Origin of the sequence: Pseudomonas caspiana (assembly GCF_002158995.1) — a bacterium.
Lineage (GTDB): Bacteria > Pseudomonadota > Gammaproteobacteria > Pseudomonadales > Pseudomonadaceae > Aquipseudomonas > Aquipseudomonas caspiana.
Map to the genome: position 1 here is coordinate 209,663 of NZ_LOHF01000002.1, position 18,810 is coordinate 228,472.

Below are 18,810 nucleotides of genomic sequence, written 5' to 3' on the forward strand. Positions count from 1 at the left end.
GCTATCGTGCTTCGCGAGCAAGGTCGGCTCCCGCACCCTGGCTTGAATGGTGAGTTACTGCCTGTCTCTACCGCGTTTTTCGCCCTGCCCGCAGGATATCGCTCCAGCGCCTGACCAGATAATTGTGCTCATCCATCACCGAATTCCACACCGCAATATGGCCCATGCGCTGTTCATAGGAGCCGCCATCACGTACCTCTCCGGCGTCAATCAGCGGCAGGCCGTCGCTGCCGAGCAGTTGCTCACGGGCAGGCAGGCCCTCGTACCAGTAATCCCATTCTGCCGCACTCAGGTGATCGCGGCTGCGTGCCGGGTTACCGATGTAATAACCCTGGCGTGCCATGACTGCACCCGGCCAGCCGGACAGCCACCAGTTGAGGTACGCGTAGGCAGCATCGAGTACCGGACCTTTGGCATGGCGCGAGAGCGACAAACCGCCGAACCAGCCGCGATAGCCTTCACGGGGCACCGCAACGCGGTACTTCACGCCAGCTCGATGCAGCCGCACCAGGGTGGGCGACCAGAGGCTTTGAATATCAATGGTCGGGCTGAGCATCAACTCTGCAGCCTCTTCATCATCGGACCAGAACGCGCCGAAATGCCCTTCCTGCTGTTTGCGCACCAAGACATCGGCAAGTACGTCGATTTCCTCGATGCTCATGTTGCCGATGTCTTTGAACTGCGCCAGGCCTGCGCCCTGCAACGCCAGCGCTGCATCCAGCGCACCAATGGCCGCATCGCTTTGCAGGGCGATACGTCCCCCCCAGGCTGGATCAAGTAGCCAGCCCCAGCTCTCATGATCACTGTCCAGCCCGACGGGCACGCGCTCCGGGCGATAGGCAAAGCTATCGGCATTGTGTGTTAGCGGCAGCATACTGATGCGCTCGCTGACCGTACTTCCCAGCGTGCCATCATGCTGCACGAACAGACGCTCGCTGGGGACGCTGCCACTGCCAAGCCGATCCGAGGGCCGCAATCGCCCGCGCTTGGGCAAGTCATTGATCTCATGCCAGAGAGCGATGCGCCGGGTATCGATGGGCTGGATGGCACGCGCCGGCCACACAAAGTCGACGTTGTGGAACCACTGATCGTAAAGGTCATAGCTGTCGGGCTGCATCACCGCAATGCGTTGCGCGGTCTGCACGTCGTGCACCTGATACTCCAGGCAGATACCCAGTTCCTGCTCGGCACGCTCACGGATTGATTCAAGCAACGTGACCGATGTACCCAGGACGCGAAGCGTGATGGTCATGCTGCGGTCTCGCTGATGGCCGGAGCGAAGCAGCGGGCAAAGACATCAAACGAACGGCGCAACAGCTCAGGGTCGAGGCCGCGCAGGATAAACACCAGCCGCGAACTGTGATCGTCCCCTGGCCAGGCCGACAGGTGCACGGGTGCATGCAGGCAATGCTGCACACCATGAATCACGATAGGGGCTTGGCTGGCATTCACGTTGAGCAGTCCTTTGACTCGAAGGATTCGTTCACCGTGGCATCGTAACATCATCGACAGCCAGACCCCGAAACCGACCCAATCCAGTGGCTGCTCGAACCTCAAGCAGCACACTTGCGCATCACCATGCTTTGACGCGGTGGATTGCACGCGATGCAACTGCCAGCGTGCCACCTCCTGGGCAGGCTCTACATCGAGCACACCTTCGCCCAGCAATAACTGATCGCCGCTGTGAACCTGCGCGGTATCCATCATGAGCGCGGAGAAATTCAGTGCCTGCAGATGTGCTCGCAACTCAGTCAGCGATGGCTCATCCACCAGATCAGTCTTGCTCAGTAACAAACGATCCGCCGCAGCCACCTGCGCCAGCCACTCCGGGTGCAAACGCTCCTGCAGGGTGGCGTGACAGGCATCTACCAGGGTCACAATCAGCCCCACATGAAAACGCCCGCGCAGTTGCGGATCGTTGCTCAGGGTCGCGAGGATCGGCGCCGGGTTCGCCAGGCCAGTGGTTTCCAGAATCACGCGGCGAAACGGCGGGATCTCGCCCTTGGCGCGCCGGGCAAGCAGGCCCATCAACGCGTCCTTGAGTTCGCCGCGAATGGAGCAACAGACACAGCCACTGGGCAGCAATACGGTGTCGGGCGCGACTTCCTCAACCAGCAGATGATCGATACCCACGTCGCCGAATTCATTGATCAGCAACGCTGTATCACCGAGGTTTTCGTCCTGCAACAGTCGCTTGAGCAAGGTGGTCTTGCCGCTGCCGAGGAAGCCGGTAATAACGTTCAACGCGATGCTCATGATGACCTCTGCAAATGATCCAGCACGAGGGGGTCAAGCGGGTCCAGCTGTCGACCGATCAGCAGTTCGGCTTTCTCCAATAGCTGATCGAGGCCTGACGCCAGCTCCTGCTTGCCGGTGGCACCAAGCAACAGGTAAGACGAGCCCTGAAAGTCTTCAACCTTGAGGCGAAACGGCGCCACCACTCTGTTGATCGCCGCGATACGGCGCAGGCGTTCACGCCGCCGGGGCAATTCACCGCCCAGCGGGTCGCTCCAGTGCACGTCTTCGCCCAGCAGGCCGCACAATCCACACATCAGGTGATCCTCATTTGCTCACTAGGGCATCACATCGCCAGAATTCGGCCCGAGCGTCTGGCCGACAAAAAGATTGCCGCCTGGCTCACTGGCCAGAAGCACCGCTACTGGCGCGACTTCTTCGGCCAGACCGAAACGTCCCAGGGGCAACTCGGCAGCCTTGGCGATTTTCCAGGCGCTGCTGATCCCCGACACCAATGGCGTTTCAATCGGGCCAGGCGCGATGGCGTTGACCAGCACGTTGTCCTTGGCCACTTCCAGCGCCAGCGACTTGGTAAAGCCGATCACCCCGGCTTTGGCCGCAGCGTAGTGAGTGAGCTCGGCGCCGCCCTTGATACCCAGTTGCGAAGCAACGCTGATGATGCGCCCCCACCCTTGGGCCAGCATGTGCGGCAGTGCACGCTGACTCGCCACGAAGACACTGGTCAGGTCTACACGCAACATGTCGTTCCACATCTCGATGCTCAAATCGACACAGCGCGCCTGGGTGAGCATGCCTGCGTTATTGACCAGGATGTCGATGCCACCGAAGTGCTCGACGCAGGCGTCGATACTGGCTCGCGCGCCTTCGACACTGCCGACGTCGGCGACGCACTCGTGCACCTGCGCGCCCAATTGACGGCACTCCTGGGCGACTTTCGCCAGGCTCATCGGATCGCGATCGCCCAACAGCAATTGTGCGCCTTCGACTGCATAGGCGCGGGCGATGGCAGCACCAATCCCGCTGCCTGCGCCCGTGATGACGGCGCGTTTGTTGATCAGTTGTTGCATACGCGGATTTCCTGTTCAGTTCTGCAGGAGCGACCGGGGTGGCGCTCCTACAGAAAAAGCATTTCCAGTTCAGATCGTTTTTCGTGTTTGATTCCGCGATTCGGACTGGCGAATTACTCAGGCCAACGCACCGTCAGCCCTCCATCAATCACAATGCTTTGTCCGGTCAGGTAGCTGGCCTCGTCGCTGCACAGGAAACGCACCAGTGAGGCGACTTCATCGGCCCGCCCCACTCGGCCAAGCGGGATCGCTTTGGCTGCCTGAGCGAGGCCTTCCGGGCCCAGGGAATTTTTGCTGTCCAGGGATTGCGGCGTCTCGATCAAGCCGGGAATCACCGCATTGCAGCGAATACCCCGGCCAGCCAACTCCACCGCCAATGAACGGCACAGCCCGGGCACGCCGGCCTTGGCGGCGGCGTAGTGAGCATGGTCCTGCCAGCCGTATACCCCGCCGGCAATAGACGAAATCGCCACCAGCGCGCCGCCCTCGCTCATGTGCCTGACTGCGGCGCGGAAGGTACGCATCACGCCGGTCAGATCCACATCGAGCATCTCGTTCCAGAGCTCGTCTGTCATTTCCAGCAGAGGCGCACGGCGCAGCAGGCCTGCGTTGGCCACGGCGTAATCGATGCGGCCGAAGGTTTTGAACGCCTGATCGGCCAGCGCATCCACCGATTGCGTGCGGGTGACGTCTAACGCCACCATCAGGCACTCACCACCCACTGCTTCCACCAGGCGAACCGTTTCCTGAGGATCGTGAGGATCAGCTGGATAAAAACCGCCCATCACTGCCACGCCCTTTTGCGCGAACGCGACGGCCAGCGCTTGCCCGATGCCGCTGGCGGCACCGGTGATCACTGCAACTTTACGGGTCATGTGCAATTCCTTATTTCACGGTTTCCGGACGGACATGTCGGGCGGCAAACATCAGCGCACCGGAGAGGAAGCAAGGCAGCGCGCCGAAGTACAAAGCGGAGGTCTGCCAGTCGCCACCAGCGCTCAGTACAGACGTGGCGCCGAAACCGGCAATGACCGCGCCGATAGGCCCCATGGCGTGGATGATTGCGCCGCCAGTAGCGCGGATGCTGGTGGGGAAGCTTTCGCTGATGAAGAACAAGGCCGCCGAGTAAGGGCCGATCAGGAAAAACAGACCCAGGCTGTAAAGGCCGATCACCGTAGGCATGTTGCTCGGGCCGTAGAGCATCGCGGCAAAGGACAGCCCGCCGAGCATCCAGCCCAGACCGATGACGTTGCGACGACCAATCTTGTCGCCCATCCAGCCGTGGCTCAGATAACCGCAGTAACCCACCAGGTTGGACAACACCAGAATGATCAGCGAGTTCTCGAAGGACACGTGATGCACACTGACAATCACTGACGTACCGAGCACGCTGAACACCTGGATCGCTGCCCAGTTGAGCAGAATGGCCGCACCAATCACCAGAGTTGCACGGCGCGATGTGCCACGAAACGCCGCGGCAAGCCCCGCCGTGCGGTGCTCTTCGTAATCCACGCCATAAGTCAGCGCCACGGCTTGAGCCTGGCTCACATCACCGGCTTTACGCAGTTGGGTAATGCGCTGATGGATCTGGAACTGCGGACTCTCCTTGAGTTTGCGCGCCAGAATCGCGATGACGATGGCCGGGATCGCCGCAAAAACGAAGCAGCCTTGCCAGCCGATGATGGGCAACAACACCGCAGTCAGGCCCGCAGCAATCAATGCCCCGACCGGCCAGCCACCTTGCACCAGGCTGTAAATAAAGCCGCGACGTTTAGCCAGACGCGGGTCGTCGGAGGCCGCGTAGATTTCACTCAGGTAAGTCGCGTTGACCGTTTCTTCCGCATAGCCCAGGCCACCCAGTGAACGGATCAGAATCAACGGCGATTTCCCCCACGAACCACCAATCGCCGTCAGCGCCGAACAAATTGCCGAACCGCTGACGGTGAAGATAATGCCCATGCGTCGACCCAAGCGATCTACCAACGGCCCGATGGCCAGGGCGACTACTGCGGTCCCCACCGCCACCCAGGTGGCAATCTCGGCTTGCTCGACTTCACTCCAGGCAAAATGCCGACCGATTTCCGGCAACAGCGTGCCAAACAGAATGAAATCGTACACCGCAAAAACCCACGCGAAGAATGCGATCCAGGTAGCGAATCGCACTTCGTCTGGAGTCAATTGCTGGGGTTTCCAGCCAGTCAGGTCAAGCTTGTTGTAAATAGACATGAGTGACGCCTCGGACAGGCCAATGAATCAGCGGTTACGTGGGTTACGGCGGATAAAGTCGTCGGCGATTTCGTCGAAGGTGACGAACTTGACGCCCTCATGGCTCTGAATGTGTTCGATCAAACGCTCCAGCATCAACAGCACCTGCGGGCGACCGGAGACGTCCGGGTGGATAGTCATGGTGAACACCGCGTGCTCGTGTTCGCGATAGACCCAGTCGAACTGGTCGCGCCACATTTCTTCCAGATGGCGGGGGTTGACGAAGCCATGGCTGTTGGGAGCTTTCTTGATGAACATCATGGGCGGCAGGTCATCGAGGTACCAGTTGGCCGGAATCTCCACCAGATCGGTTTCTTCACCGCGCACCAAGGGTTTCATCCAGGTGTCGGGATGCTGGCTGTAATCAATACTGGTCCACTTGTCGCCAACCCGGACGTAGTACGGATGGAAATCGTTGTGCATCAGGCTGTGGTCGTACTTGATGCCTTTTTTGAGCAGCAATTCGTTGGTGACGTTGCTGAATTCCCACCAAGGTGCGACGTAACCGGTCGGACGTTTGCCGGTCATTTGCGTGATCAGCTCGATGGACTTGTCGAGGACGATCTCTTCCTGCTCCGGCGTCATGGCAATCGGGTTTTCGTGGCTGTAACCGTGCACACCGACTTCATGACCGGCATCGACCACAGCCTTCATTTGCTCGGGGAAGGTTTCCATGGAATGGCCGGGAATGAACCAGGTGGTGCGCAAGCCATAACGCTCGAACAGTTTAAGCAGACGCGGCGCACCCACTTCACCCGCGAACAAGCCACGGGAGATGTCATCCGGAGAATCCTCACCGCCGTAGGAACCCAGCCAGCCCGCTACCGCATCAACATCGACACCAAATGCACACAAGATCTCTTTAGCCATTTTGCTACTCCTGCTTGTTGATCAGACCGGCGCTAACCCATTCAGTACTGGCTGCCGGGGTTTCAGTGATTGCTGTTCGAGTTCACTCAGGCCTTGGCCATTGCCGCTTCGACGGCCAGCGCGGCGCGCAACAGACGCGCGTCTTCCCCCGCTGGCGCGCTGAGCAACAGCCCTGTCGGCAAACCGCGCTCGTCATGGCCGCTGGGCAAGGAAATGCCCGGCATGTTCAGCAGGCTGCCGGGCATGGTCAGGCGCAAGGTGGCCAGATTGGTCTGGAAAAACAGCTCGTCGTCCGCCAGCAAAGGCGCCAGCGGCGGGGCCACATGGGCCACGCTCGGGGTCAGCAGAAAGGCGCCGTCGAGTTCCAGGCTGAGTTGCTCCTGTAATTGCTCACGGCGGCTATAAAGTTTGAGTAGCTGGCTGGCGGGCATGTGCCGGGCCGTCTCAAGGCGTATGCGCACCCGGGGATCGAGCTGGCTGGCCGCATCGCTGTCGAGCAGGTTCTGGTGCAACGCGAACGCCTCAGCAGCGCCCAGCCAGCCGTGCTGTTGAATCAGCTGCAAGGTGGCCTGGAAGGCGGCGCACGGCCGCATCTCGACCAGCGCACCGGCTTCATGCAACCGCGCAACCGCCTGCATCAGGTTGTTGCGCACAGCAGGCTCGACACGTTCGTCCTGCAAAACCACCTCATCGACCCAGAAGCGCTGCCCGACCAGGCTGCGCGGTATCTGCGAAGTCGGCTTGTTACGGGCACGCAGCACATCATCAATAACGATGACGTCACGTACGCTGCGGGTCAGCGGACCGACGCTGTCCAGGGTATGGGCCAAGGGAAAAACACCCTCCCGACTGTAACGTCGAGTGGTGCTGCGGAACCCTACCAGGCCATTGAAAGCGGCCGGAATGCGGATTGAGCCCGCGGTGTCGGTCCCCATGGCGATAGGCACAATGCCCGCAGCGACGGCGACCGCCGAACCGGAAGACGATCCACCGGGAATGCGAGGTTGATCATCGCTGCACGGATTGATCGGCGTGCCGAAATGCGGGTTGAGGCCCAACCCCGAGTAAGCAAACTCACTGAGGTTGGTTTTCCCCAAACTGACCATGCCCGCCCGCGCCAGGAGGCCAGTGGTGGGTGCATCCAGCAGCGCAGCCCCAAGGTTGTTACGCACAGCGGCACCGGCGGTGGTGACGGTACCAGCGACATCAAACAAGTCTTTCCAGGCAACGGGTATTCCATCGAATGGGCTTAGAGGCTGCCCCGCCTGCCAACGAGCCGCAGAGGCCTTGGCCTCACGACGAGCACGTTCGACGCTCAGGGAGATAAATACGTGATCAGTGCGCTGGGCCTGTTGCAAGGCCAGCTCGAGTGCCTGCACCGGATCATTGCGACCCGATGCAAATTCCTCAGCCGTTGCACTGGCATCCGTCGACCTGCCTTGGCTAGTGCTTTTGATCATCAGCATTCAGCCTCGATAAAAATGTACTAATTAATAAAATGTACATTTAACAAAGGCAGAATCCATGCCAAAGATGAGTCAGCTTTTCAGCGTTGGTAGGATCAGAACGTCCCAAAACATCGCAAACGATTACGCCAGAGCGCTTTCAATCTTGTGGATGACTGAATATTTGAGTGAGCATTTTTGCAAAACGTATCTTCATCGCAAAAAATGTACTTTTCATAAAAGATACGTTTAGGTGCATATTAGTAACAGTGAGCCCCACGAATGTGCATCGCACGTAGCCCGAGGTGACAAACGGACTTATGTGCGAGAATCCGCCGTCGATCATTTAGAGAAACTCAGGAAACCGATGTCAGGAGACGATTCGCGCACGGCTTCACGCTATGCCACGATCCGGCAGGTGTTACGCGACGCCATTGTCAGCGGAGCGGCGAGCACCGGCCTGGTGCTGCTTGAAGCACCGCTTGCCGACCTTTTCGGCACCAGCCGAGTGCCGGTGCGCAAGGCGCTGAACCTGCTGCATGACGAGGGGTTGATCTGTCGATTTGATGGCCGTGGGTATCTGGTCAATCCAGAAGGCACGGAGGTTGAGCCACTGCGCCTGACCCTCAGTCATAAACAGTTTGGTCTGGATAGCAGTGAAGAGCTGGTCGATACCCGCCCGTTGGGCGAGCGCATTTACGATGAAATCAGCGCGGCGATTTCAAGCTGCATGGCCTTCGGACACTACCGGCTGGACGAAAAAAGCGCAGCGCAGTATTACGGCGTCAGCCGCGCCGTGGTGCGTGAGGCGCTGATGCGTTTGCGTGATCGCGGGCTGGTGGAAAAGGAACCCTACTCGCAATGGCTGGCCGGCCCGCTGACGGCGCGCGAAGTGACTGAAGACTACGAGCTGCGTGCCTGCCTGGAGCCCGAGGCCTTGCGCCAGACTGCCCCGGGCCTGAGTCGCGAAACGCTGGAAGCGATGCTTGAGCGGATCGTCCAGGCGCAAAACGCCGAACACTGCAGCCTTGAAGATATCGAGCGCATAGAAGAAGACCTGCACCAGCATTGCCTGGCCGACCTGCAGAATCGCAAGATCGCCACGCTGATTCGCCAGGGGCAAAGTCCGATGATTATCAGCCGGATCTTCTACCGGCTCCTGGGCATCGGTGCCGACGAAGCGATGCTGGCCGAACATCGCCTGATTATCGAACTGCTGCTGCATGGCGCGTTCGACGCCGCAGCACTTAACCTCAAGGAACACCTGCAACGCGCGCGACAGCGCATGCTGCAACGCCTTAAAGTGCTGTCGGTATTGCCGGAACAGGAAGTGCCCGGGTATTTGACGCGGTTGAGTTGAGGTCCGGCTTCAGCCGGGAGAGCCATTCTGCCTAGCTGGCGCCTTCCCGGCTAAAGCCATTACTACTTCTCGATCACTTCCCCGCGCATCGGTGCCAGCCGGGCAATCAAACGATTCTGGTCTGGTACCGAAATACCTTCGGCGTCCATGGCATCGATCAGGTCCTCAACCAGCGCATTGAAATCACTGCGCGTCAGGTTCTGACCCTTGTGGGCTTCAGCCATGGTGTCGCCTGTGTATTTGCACGGGCCACCGGCCTCGACACACAGCTGCTCAACCAGCTTGTCGCGCAGGCGCACGATATCGATTTTTTTGAAGCGCTCGCCGATGCGCTCATCTTTTACCGCAATGATGAGCATGCCTTCGACAATGCGCTGAATCCCGGCGCGCTGTCCAAGCGCCTGATAAAGGCTGTCATCCTTGGGCGGTTGCTGAGCGCAGCCAGCTAACAACACAATCAAAAAAAAGCTGAGCAGGCGCATGATCAGAAACTCCCCTGAATGGACAGATAAGCTCCGTTCTGGTTTTCCAGCGTGGCGATTTCTCCCAGCTTCGCGTAAGCCAGTACCACGGAGAGGTGTTTGTTAGGGAAATATCCCACGAACAAATCAGCCCAATCACTCTCACCGGCGAACGACAGGTTGTCCGGCTTTTCACGGTATTCAACTCCGACAGCCCAGCGCGGGTTGAACAGTACTGCGACCGAACCTTCCTTGAGCACGCTACGGGTATCGCGACGATCACCGCCGAAGCCAAGCAGACCGGTTTCATTGGCGCGGCTGTAGCGCACGCCACCATTGACCACCAGGTTGTAGCCGAATGCAGCGCCCATGAAGAGGCGACTGGCGGTCAGATAGCCCTCGACATCCGAATCGCGTTTGGCACCAATAAGGCTGGGGATCAGGAAGTCATTCTGCTTCTTGTATTCGATGCCCAGCGACACCTGCGGCAGGCTGTCGTAAATCAGGTCGCCGAACAGGCGCACCTTCACGCCAAAGATATCTTGAGTCAGGTTGTCTTCCGGCAGGCTGAGGTCCTTCTGCAACGTGCCCAGATCAAAGCGCTGGTGAGCGTAGGACAGCTCCACGCGGTTGTCATACGCGACCGACATGCCTGCCACGTCCAGCGTGTAATCCGGCAGGTCTACATGAGTCGCGAAAACGCTGGTGCCCCACTCGTCCTGTTCGCCATAACCGGTGAGCACGGCCCACGGCGTAATACCGCCACCCGCTGCGCCTTCGATGCTTGAAGCGCCTCCCGTAGCGATCAAACGACCATTGTCAGCCTCTGCAAACGGTATGAAGGCACTCAGAACACAACTCAGCACAACTGAAGTTTTTTTGTAATTCATAGCTTAATGAACCATCAGACTGGGTGAAGACAAGGACTTGGCCATCCAGGCTTCGAAGGCGACCGCAGGCAACGGACGGCTGATCAGATAGCCCTGAGCCGTGTCGCAGTGCCAACGCTCCAGTAACTTGAGACTGTGTTCGTATTCAACGCCCTCGGCGACCACCTTGAGACCCAGGTTATGGCTCATCTCAATGGTGGAACGCACGATCACTGCGTCTTCACTGGTTTCATCCAGGTTACGCACGAACGATTGGTCGATTTTCAATTCCTGCACCGGCAGACGCTTGAGGTGCGCGAGCGACGAGTAACCGGTACCGAAGTCATCCACCGAGAGGCTGATGCCCAGATCGCGCAGGCGATTGAGCACGATCAGCGCCTGTTCAGGCTCGCGCATCACAGCGCTTTCAGTGATTTCGAAAATAAGCTGATCGGCAGGCACGCTGTGCAGTTTGAGCAGTTTGATGACACGTTCGACCAAGTGCTCACCGAGCAAGTCATCGGCAGAGATATTGACCGACACCTGCAAGTACAGACCGCGTTTGGACCATTCAGCCAACTGACGCATGGACTCTTCAATCACCCAGTTGGTCAGCAACTGGATGCTGCCCGTGCGCTCGGCCAGCACGATGAATTCGGCTGGCGAAACGTTACCGAACTGCGGATGCGTCCAGCGCAACAGGGCTTCTGCCTGACGTACAGTGCCTTGCCGAATATCCAGCTTGGGCTGGTAATGCAGCATCAGCTCGCCTTTTTTCGCAGCATGACGCAGGTCGCGAATCAGGCTGATCTGACGCTGGTGGGCGAGATCGCGACCGTCTTGATAGACCTGCAACCGGCCTGGCAGATTCGCAGCATCCTGACGGGCGATGGCGGCGCGTTTGAGGAGTTCTACCGCGCAATCGCCGTGCGCGGGATAGCTGGCAATGCCGATGCTGCATTCCAGCGTGACGTCGTTGCTGTCGACATGCTGAGGCTGATCCAACATGCGCTGCAATTGGTCGGCGCGACCTACCGCGCCGTCACTGCCGATATGGTCCAACAGCACCAGAAATTCATTGGCTGTCAGCCGCGCCAGGGTGTCACCGGGTTGCAAAGTGCCCTGCAAGCGCTTGCCGATCTGTTGCAGCAGTTGGTCAACACCGGCAGAACCGCACGCGTCACTGATCTCCAGATAGTTATCGATACTCAAATACAGCAAGGTCATGGCACGCTGCGCAGCGATGGAGCTGCTCAGGCGCTCCATCGCGAGTGCCCGATTAGGCAAACCGGTCAGTGGGTCATGCAGAGCGTTGTGCGCAAGTTGATCTTCGCGAACAGCAATGCCTTGCTGCATGTTGTTGATGGCCACAGCCAATTGACCCAGTTCGTCACTGCGAGCCAATGTGACGGGGGTTTTATAATCGCCTTCACCAATACGTCTGGCAGCTCCGGCCAGTACCTGAACAGGCTGGGAAACACTGCGCGCCAGTCCCAAAGTGCCGATCAGCGAAGCCAGCAACGCAATAATCGAGATCCAGAAGATTTTTTCATCCAGCGGAGCGAAGGCCAGCATGGCTTTATCAATCGGGCTTTGCAGTAGCGCGAATACTTGCTCCTGACTCCCGTCAATGCTGTCCAGCACCATGGTCTGGCTCAAGAAGCTCAGGCCACCATGCTCGGTCATGTGCATCCGACCTTCAGCCGGGTTGAGCATAAGCGCTATCAGGCTGTCCTCCAGCTCTGCAGGTTGCGTGCTGATCAAGTGTCCGGGCTTACCGTTTTCGACGGTGAGGAATGACACCTCAAGACCACTGAGCGAGCGCAGGGACTGGGCAAGTTCGGCATCCATGCTGAAACCCATGACCACTCGACCGATGGGCAATGGCGCCAGAACGGTACTTTCCACTAGCAGATGTGGTACGCCGCCACCCGGGACGATGACCATGGACTGACTTTTGCGGCGAGCATCGCGCAACGTCTGATCAAACGGGAATTTGGTGCCCTCAACGATTTGCGGGATGGTACTGGCGACGACTGTACCGTCCATGCTCAGCAGGAACATGTCGCTGGCATTGATCCGGCTACCGTGATTGAGCAACACCGAACGGATGGTCGAAGCATCGGAACTGGCGACTGCATCGCGAAAGCCGAAATCAGCCGAGACCAGTTGCACGCCGTCACGCAGACGCTTGCCACGCATGTCCATGACATCGGCGAACACGCGAGTGCCCACCTCCAGCTGGGTCTGCGCTTGAGAGCGAACAGCGTCGCCGGTTGCCGCTTTGACAGCGAGAAACACCGCTACCACTACAACCAGCAGCAATGCGATAAGCACGCAGGCAATTCGCGCCTGAAAACTTGTACGCAGATTCATTGGTGAGCAGCTTTATGGAAAGCATCACCAAATGCGCTGGGGGCAGCGCCGTCCGGCTTTTCGTCAGTACTCGGCTCTACCTCCAGCTTGAAGTCCTTGCTCAGCCCCGCAGCAGGAACATCAAATTCGCCGCCGCTGGCAGGCTGCATATCGATGGTCTTCGGGTGCCACAGGGTTGCCGAATAATGCCCGGCGGGCATGTCGTCAAACTTGACTACACCGCTGGCGTCGCTGACTGCGAACCAGGGTTCGTCTGTGACATAGATATAGCCGACCATCCAGTCATGGATGTTACAGCCCAGTACGACGACGCCTGGTTTATCGAACAATTGCGGATCGGACGGAGTGCCGCTGTACAAGCGCAGTTCAAAACGCTTGGCGGGAGAAAAGGAATAAACCTGATGGCGAATGTTGTCGCTGTTGGGGAATTTGACTTCAGTGTTGCTGTGCACGGCCAATACACGCGGCACGAACTCCTGATCACGCTGATCCATGTCGGCCTTTAGCGCAATACTCTTGCCGGGAGGCCCCTGCAGGGTCAGCACGGCATTGCTCAGTGGCTTGCCTTGTTGATCGAGAATCCGGGCGGTCAGCGTGGCAGCGGAAGTTGAAGCCGCGCCCAAAGCCCAGCAACCGGTCAAAACGATCAACGACAATAATTTGCTCATAAGCTAATCCACAACGGCAAAGCCGGATAAAACAACGCCAGCCTTGGCAACGAAGGGTCTCACTCGCAGAGTAGCTGCGGTCAGACGGAAGATCACGCACTGAGGAAAGGCATTTAGCCATCATCGATGAAGTTTCGACGAAAGGTCGTTCCGGGGCCTTGGATGGCTTGTTTTTTCTTCCTCTCAATAGGCTATCGACAGCTGCCATTGAAACCTGAGGGCGACTGCCCCATCTAAGCACCATGTTCAATTGTGCAGGTGCCCCATGAGCGACCAGCAAGCAGACTCACAAGATTTGCCAGAAGACGTAGAAGCCGAGCTCGAAGTAACGCTGAACTCCAGCAGCACCACGCTCGCTTTGCCTGGGCAGAACCTGCCGGACAAGGTCTATATCATCCCGATTCACAACCGCCCTTTCTTCCCGGCTCAGGTATTGCCGGTGATCGTCAATGAAGAGCCCTGGGCCGAAACCCTGGAGCTGGTCAGCAAGTCCGACCATCACTCTTTGGCGCTGTTCTTCATGGATACGCCTCCCGAGGACCCACGACACTTCAATACCGCTGCGCTACCGGAGTACGGCACGCTGGTCAAGGTGCACCACGCCAGCCGTGAAAACGGCAAACTGCAATTCGTCGCCCAGGGCCTTAGCCGGGTGCGGATCAAGACCTGGCTCAAACACCATCGCCCGCCCTATCTGGTGGAAGTCGAATATCCGCATCAGCCCAACGAGCCGACCGACGAGGTCAAGGCTTACGGCATGGCCTTGATCAACGCCATCAAGGAGCTGCTGCCGCTCAACCCGCTGTACAGCGAAGAGTTGAAAAACTATCTCAACCGCTTCAGCCCCAACGATCCTTCGCCGCTGACTGACTTTGCCGCAGCGCTGACCTCGGCCACTGGCGTCGAGTTGCAGGAGGTCCTCGACTGCGTGCCCATGCTCAAACGCATGGAAAAAGTCTTGCCCATGCTGCGCAAGGAAGTCGAAGTAGCGCGTCTGCAAAAGGAAATCTCCGCCGAGGTGAACCGCAAGATCGGTGAGCACCAGCGCGAGTTCTTCCTCAAGGAGCAGCTCAAGGTCATCCAGCAGGAGCTGGGCCTGAGCAAAGACGACCGCAGCGCCGACATCGAGCAGTTCGAGGCCCGTCTGAAAGGCAAAACCTTGCCCGCCCAGGCCCGCAAGCGCATTGATGAAGAAATCAACAAACTCAAAGTGCTGGAAACCGGCTCTCCGGAATATGCGGTTACCCGTAATTATCTGGACTGGGCCAGCTCCGTGCCTTGGGGTGTCTTTGGCAAAGACAAACTGGATCTCAAGCACGCCCGTAAAGTGCTGGACCAGCACCATGCAGGTCTGGACGATATCAAGACGCGCATCCTCGAGTTCCTTGCGGTGGGTGCTTACAAAGGCGAGATCAGTGGTTCGATCGTCTTGCTGGTTGGCCCGCCGGGCGTTGGCAAGACCAGTGTGGGCCGCTCGATAGCCGAATCACTTGGGCGGCCGTTCTATCGCTTCAGTGTCGGCGGCATGCGCGACGAGGCGGAGATCAAGGGTCACCGCCGTACCTACATCGGCGCTCAACCGGGCAAGCTGGTGCAGGCGCTCAAGGATATGGAGGTCATGAACCCGGTCATCATGCTCGATGAAATCGACAAGATGGGCCAAAGCTTCCAGGGCGACCCGGCGTCGGCGCTGCTGGAAACCCTCGACCCGGAACAGAACGTCGAATTCCTCGATCACTATCTGGATTTGCGTCTGGATCTGTCGAAAGTGCTGTTCGTTTGCACCGCCAACACCCTGGACTCGATTCCCGGCCCATTGCTGGACCGGATGGAAGTGATTCGCCTGTCGGGTTACATCACCGAAGAAAAAATGGCCATCGCCAAACGCCACCTGTGGCCCAAGCAACTGGAAAAGGCTGGCGTGTCCAAGGGTAGCCTGAGTATCAGCGACACGGCATTGCGCTCGATCATTGAAGGTTATGCGCGGGAAGCCGGGGTCCGGCAACTGGAGAAACAGCTGAGCAAAGTCGTGCGCAAGGCGGTGGTGAAGTTGATCGACGCGCCCAAGTCGACGATCAAGGTTGGCCCGAAAGACCTGGAAGCCTCACTGGGTATGCCAGTCTTCCGTAACGAGCAAGTGCTGGCCGGTACCGGCGTTATCACCGGTCTCGCATGGACCAGCATGGGCGGCGCGACCCTGCCGATTGAAGCGACGCGAATTCACACACTCAACCGTGGTTTCAAACTCACGGGGCAATTGGGTGACGTGATGAAAGAGTCGGCAGAAATCGCTTACAGCTATGTCAGCTCGAACCTCAAGCAATTCGGCGGTGATCCGACCTTCTTTGACGAAGCGTTCGTGCATTTGCACGTTCCCGAAGGTGCAACGCCAAAAGACGGCCCGAGTGCGGGCGTGACCATGGCCAGCGCTCTGCTGTCCCTGGCCCGTAATCAGGCGCCGAAGAAAGGCGTGGCCATGACCGGCGAACTGACGCTGACCGGGCATGTTCTGCCCATTGGCGGCGTTCGGGAGAAAGTTATCGCGGCGCGTCGGCAGAAAATCAATGAACTGATCCTGCCGGAGCCTAACCGGGGTAACTTCGAGGAGCTGCCGGACTATCTGAAGGAAGGGATTACCGTGCACTTCGCCAAACGCTTTGCTGATGTGGCGAAGGTGCTTTTTTAACAGGTAATCATTTTCTTGCTGGGAGCTTGGCTTGCCCGCTCCCACAAGAGAGATGACATCTCAAGTATTTGCGTCGTGGGACCGGCTTCAGCCGGGAAGACTGAATCTCTGACGGTACAAAAGCGTTGAATGTACCGGCGCCTTCCCGGCTAAAGCCGGTCCCACGTCGTACCGCGCGCTGTCACAAACTCGCCCCATCAATTAATCATCGGTTATGCTCCGGTTTCGTATGAAAGACCGGAGCCACTATGCCCCCTGCGCGTCTGCTAGCCCTGTTCAGCCTGTCACTGCTCGCCGCCTGTGCGCAGCACCCCAGACAAATCGTCACCCTCGAAGATCAAAGCGACTGCCCGCTGCCCCTTAAAACGGGTCAGACACTGATGCTGAGCTTGCCCAGCTCGCCCACAACCGGTTATCGCTGGCAGATCCAGGACGCTGCGCCCTCAATCCTGCGCAGTCTCGGTCCTGAGGTTTACAACAACTCAGGCGACAAAAACATGGTTGGCAGTGCCGGGCAATCGGTGTGGCGCTATCAGGCATCAACCGCCGGAACTGGCCGCCTGCTGATGGTTTATCAACAGCCCTGGGCCCCGGAAGTGCCACCGGAACAGACGTTCGATTGCACTATTACCGTCAACTGAACAGGTTTTGCTGTCGTTCGATGAGATGAGGTTTCAGCCGAGGCGCGGATTTGGCTAAAATGCCGCACTTTTCAGCCCCTGCCGGAACCACCGTGAGCAAAGAACCCGACCGCATTTTCGCCCAGCCGCTTGCCCAGGTGCCGGACTTCGCCTTCAACGAAGATGTAGTGCGGGTGTTCCCGGACATGATCAAGCGCTCGGTGCCCGGCTACCCGACGATTGTCGAGAACCTCGGCGTACTTTCGGCGCAATTCGCCCAACCCAACAGCGTGCTCTATGACCTGGGCAGTTCACTCGGCGCTGTCACTCAAGCCTTGCGCCGCCATGTGCGGGTCGAAGGCTGCAAAGTGATCGCGGTGGATAACTCGGCCGCCATGGTCGAGCGCTGCCGTGAATACCTGAATGCGCAGGATTCGATGTTTCAGGAGTTGCTGCCGGTACAAGTGATTGATGGCGACATTCTGGCCCTTGAGTTTCAGCCTGCTTCGGTGGTCGCACTCAACTTCACCCTGCAATTCATCGCGCCTGAAGAGCGCCTCGCATTGCTGGGCCGTATTCGCCAGGCTCTGGTGCCGGGTGGCGCGCTGATTCTGTCTGAAAAGCTGCGTTTCAATGATGAGCAGGAACACACGTTGCTCACCGATCTGCACATCGCCTTCAAGCGCGCCAACGGCTACAGCGAGCTGGAAATTGCCCAGAAGCGCAGCGCCATCGAAAACGTGATGAAACCCGACAGCCTCGAAGAACACCGCCAACGCCTGCTCGACGCGGGCTTTTCCAAGGTGGTGCCGTGGTTCCAGTGCCTTAACTTTGCCTCGTTGATTGCCCTGCCATGATTGATCTCGCCCCACTGGTCCGCCGTCTGGCGGGCACTCCTCTGGCTGAATGGGCCAACGGCCTGCAGGCCCAACTCGACACAAAAATGGCCAAGGGTCATGGCGACCTGGAACGCTGGCAAGGCGCACTCAATGCGCTGCCGGATTTGAAACCGTCACGTGTCGAACTCAAGGACAGCTTCACCCTGGAAGTCGATTGCGACGATCAGACCAGAACACAAACCCACGCTGCGCTGATGGGGCTCTCTCCCTGGCGCAAAGGCCCGTTCGATGTTTTCGGCGTGCACATTGATACCGAGTGGCGTTCTGACTGGAAGTGGTCGCGTGTCTCGCCACATCTGGACCTCAAAGGTAAACGCGTGCTGGATGTGGGTTGTGGCAACGGTTACTACCAATGGCGCATGCTGGGTGCCGGGGCTGACAGCGTGATCGGTGTCGATCCGAACTGGCTGTTCTTCTGCCAATTCCAGGCCATGCAGAAATACTTGCCCGAGTTACCGGCGTGGCATCTGCCGTTTGCTCTTGAAGACTTGCCGCCCCGGCTGGAAGGCTTCGACACGGTGTTTTCCATGGGCGTTTTGTATCACCGGAAGTCGCCGATTGATCACTTGCTGGCACTCAAGGATTGCCTGGTCAAAGGTGGCGAACTGGTGTTGGAAACCATGGTGGTTGAAGGCGACGTGCACCAGGTGCTGGTCCCGGAAGACCGTTACTCGCAGATGCGCAACGTATGGTTCCTGCCGTCGGTAGCCGCTCTGGAGCTGTGGTTACGCAGGGCAGGCTTCGTTGACGTGCGTTGCGTGGATGTCAGCGTGACGACTGTTGAGGAGCAGCGCAGCACCGAGTGGATGCGTTACCAGTCGCTGAGTGACTTCCTCGATCCGCAAGACCACAGCAAAACCGTGGAGGGCTTGCCCGCGCCGATGCGCGCAGTGATCGTGGGGCGTAAGCCGTAAGAACCCGCCGACAGGACCCTGTAGGAGCGCACGAGCTCCTACATGTCAGGTTGT

The 18,810-nt window shown here is 58.6% G+C and carries 17 protein-coding genes; 5 read left to right on the plus strand and 12 right to left on the minus strand.

From position 1 onward, the window contains the following. Window positions 1–67: 67 nt before the first annotated feature. The 8 genes from AUC60_RS03315 to AUC60_RS03350 form a co-directional block, all read right to left on the minus strand. Window positions 68–1,252, minus strand: a complete 1,185-nt coding sequence (locus tag AUC60_RS03315) for an ABC transporter substrate-binding protein (protein WP_087264668.1) — start codon at window positions 1,250–1,252, stop codon at window positions 68–70. Next, window positions 1,249–2,256 carry a CobW family GTP-binding protein gene (locus tag AUC60_RS03320; RefSeq protein WP_087264669.1) on the minus strand — a complete coding sequence of 336 codons (1,008 nt, stop codon included), beginning with the start codon at window positions 2,254–2,256 and terminating at the stop codon, window positions 1,249–1,251. The genes AUC60_RS03315 and AUC60_RS03320 overlap by 4 nt, the downstream gene beginning before the upstream one ends. Beyond that, window positions 2,253–2,552, minus strand: a complete 300-nt coding sequence (locus AUC60_RS03325; RefSeq protein WP_087264670.1) for a hypothetical protein — start codon at window positions 2,550–2,552, stop codon at window positions 2,253–2,255. The genes AUC60_RS03320 and AUC60_RS03325 overlap by 4 nt, the downstream gene beginning before the upstream one ends. A gap of 21 nt (window positions 2,553–2,573) precedes the next feature. Beyond that, window positions 2,574–3,323 (minus strand): SDR family NAD(P)-dependent oxidoreductase, encoded by a 750-nt coding sequence (locus AUC60_RS03330; RefSeq protein WP_087264671.1) that lies wholly within the window; start codon window positions 3,321–3,323, stop codon window positions 2,574–2,576. Window positions 3,324–3,436: 113 nt separating this feature from the next. Then, window positions 3,437–4,198 (minus strand): SDR family NAD(P)-dependent oxidoreductase, encoded by a 762-nt coding sequence (locus AUC60_RS03335; RefSeq protein WP_087264672.1) that lies wholly within the window; start codon window positions 4,196–4,198, stop codon window positions 3,437–3,439. Between the two features lie 10 nt (window positions 4,199–4,208). Further along, window positions 4,209–5,549 carry an MFS transporter gene (locus AUC60_RS03340; RefSeq protein WP_087264673.1) on the minus strand — a complete coding sequence of 447 codons (1,341 nt, stop codon included), beginning with the start codon at window positions 5,547–5,549 and terminating at the stop codon, window positions 4,209–4,211. Window positions 5,550–5,576: 27 nt separating this feature from the next. After that, on the minus strand, window positions 5,577–6,458 hold the full coding sequence (locus AUC60_RS03345) for a polysaccharide deacetylase family protein (RefSeq protein WP_087264674.1): 882 nt from the start codon (window positions 6,456–6,458) through the stop codon (window positions 5,577–5,579). A gap of 86 nt (window positions 6,459–6,544) precedes the next feature. After that, window positions 6,545–7,918: an amidase gene (locus AUC60_RS03350; RefSeq protein WP_087264955.1), complete on the minus strand. Its 1,374-nt coding sequence runs from the start codon at window positions 7,916–7,918 to the stop codon at window positions 6,545–6,547. A 352-nt stretch (window positions 7,919–8,270) separates the two neighbouring features. On the opposite strand from AUC60_RS03350, the gene AUC60_RS03355 reads away from it, so the two are divergent. Further along, window positions 8,271–9,263 carry a GntR family transcriptional regulator gene (locus AUC60_RS03355; RefSeq protein ID WP_087264675.1) on the plus strand — a complete coding sequence of 331 codons (993 nt, stop codon included), beginning with the start codon at window positions 8,271–8,273 and terminating at the stop codon, window positions 9,261–9,263. A gap of 62 nt (window positions 9,264–9,325) precedes the next feature. On the opposite strand, the gene AUC60_RS03360 is transcribed toward AUC60_RS03355, so the two are convergent. Genes AUC60_RS03360 through AUC60_RS03375 form a run of 4 tightly spaced genes read right to left on the minus strand, consistent with a single transcriptional unit; the run spans window position 9,326 to window position 13,637 of the window. Further along, entirely contained in the window at window positions 9,326–9,745 is a 420-nt protein-coding gene (locus AUC60_RS03360; protein WP_372488972.1) for a group I truncated hemoglobin, read from the minus strand. 2 nt (window positions 9,746–9,747) lie between these two features. Further along, on the minus strand, window positions 9,748–10,614 hold the full coding sequence (locus AUC60_RS03365; protein ID WP_087264677.1) for a DUF3034 family protein: 867 nt from the start codon (window positions 10,612–10,614) through the stop codon (window positions 9,748–9,750). A gap of 3 nt (window positions 10,615–10,617) precedes the next feature. Further along, window positions 10,618–12,969: a bifunctional diguanylate cyclase/phosphodiesterase gene (locus tag AUC60_RS03370; protein WP_087264678.1), complete on the minus strand. Its 2,352-nt coding sequence runs from the start codon at window positions 12,967–12,969 to the stop codon at window positions 10,618–10,620. Beyond that, window positions 12,966–13,637: a methylamine utilization protein gene (locus AUC60_RS03375; RefSeq protein WP_087264679.1), complete on the minus strand. Its 672-nt coding sequence runs from the start codon at window positions 13,635–13,637 to the stop codon at window positions 12,966–12,968. Before AUC60_RS03375 ends, AUC60_RS03370 begins: the two co-directional genes overlap by 4 nt. A 265-nt stretch (window positions 13,638–13,902) precedes the next feature. On the opposite strand from AUC60_RS03375, the gene lon reads away from it, so the two are divergent. From lon to cmoB, 4 genes are all read left to right on the plus strand, one after another. After that, window positions 13,903–16,323: an endopeptidase La gene (gene lon, locus AUC60_RS03380; RefSeq protein ID WP_087264680.1), complete on the plus strand. Its 2,421-nt coding sequence runs from the start codon at window positions 13,903–13,905 to the stop codon at window positions 16,321–16,323. A gap of 248 nt (window positions 16,324–16,571) precedes the next feature. Next, window positions 16,572–16,964 (plus strand): protease inhibitor I42 family protein, encoded by a 393-nt coding sequence (locus tag AUC60_RS03385; RefSeq protein ID WP_087264681.1) that lies wholly within the window; start codon window positions 16,572–16,574, stop codon window positions 16,962–16,964. A 59-nt stretch (window positions 16,965–17,023) separates the two neighbouring features. Next, window positions 17,024–17,800 (plus strand): carboxy-S-adenosyl-L-methionine synthase CmoA, encoded by a 777-nt coding sequence (gene cmoA / locus AUC60_RS03390; protein WP_193441838.1) that lies wholly within the window; start codon window positions 17,024–17,026, stop codon window positions 17,798–17,800. After that, window positions 17,797–18,756, plus strand: a complete 960-nt coding sequence (cmoB, locus tag AUC60_RS03395) for a tRNA 5-methoxyuridine(34)/uridine 5-oxyacetic acid(34) synthase CmoB (protein WP_087264682.1) — start codon at window positions 17,797–17,799, stop codon at window positions 18,754–18,756. The genes cmoA and cmoB overlap by 4 nt, the downstream gene beginning before the upstream one ends. Window positions 18,757–18,810: the final 54 nt, after the last annotated feature.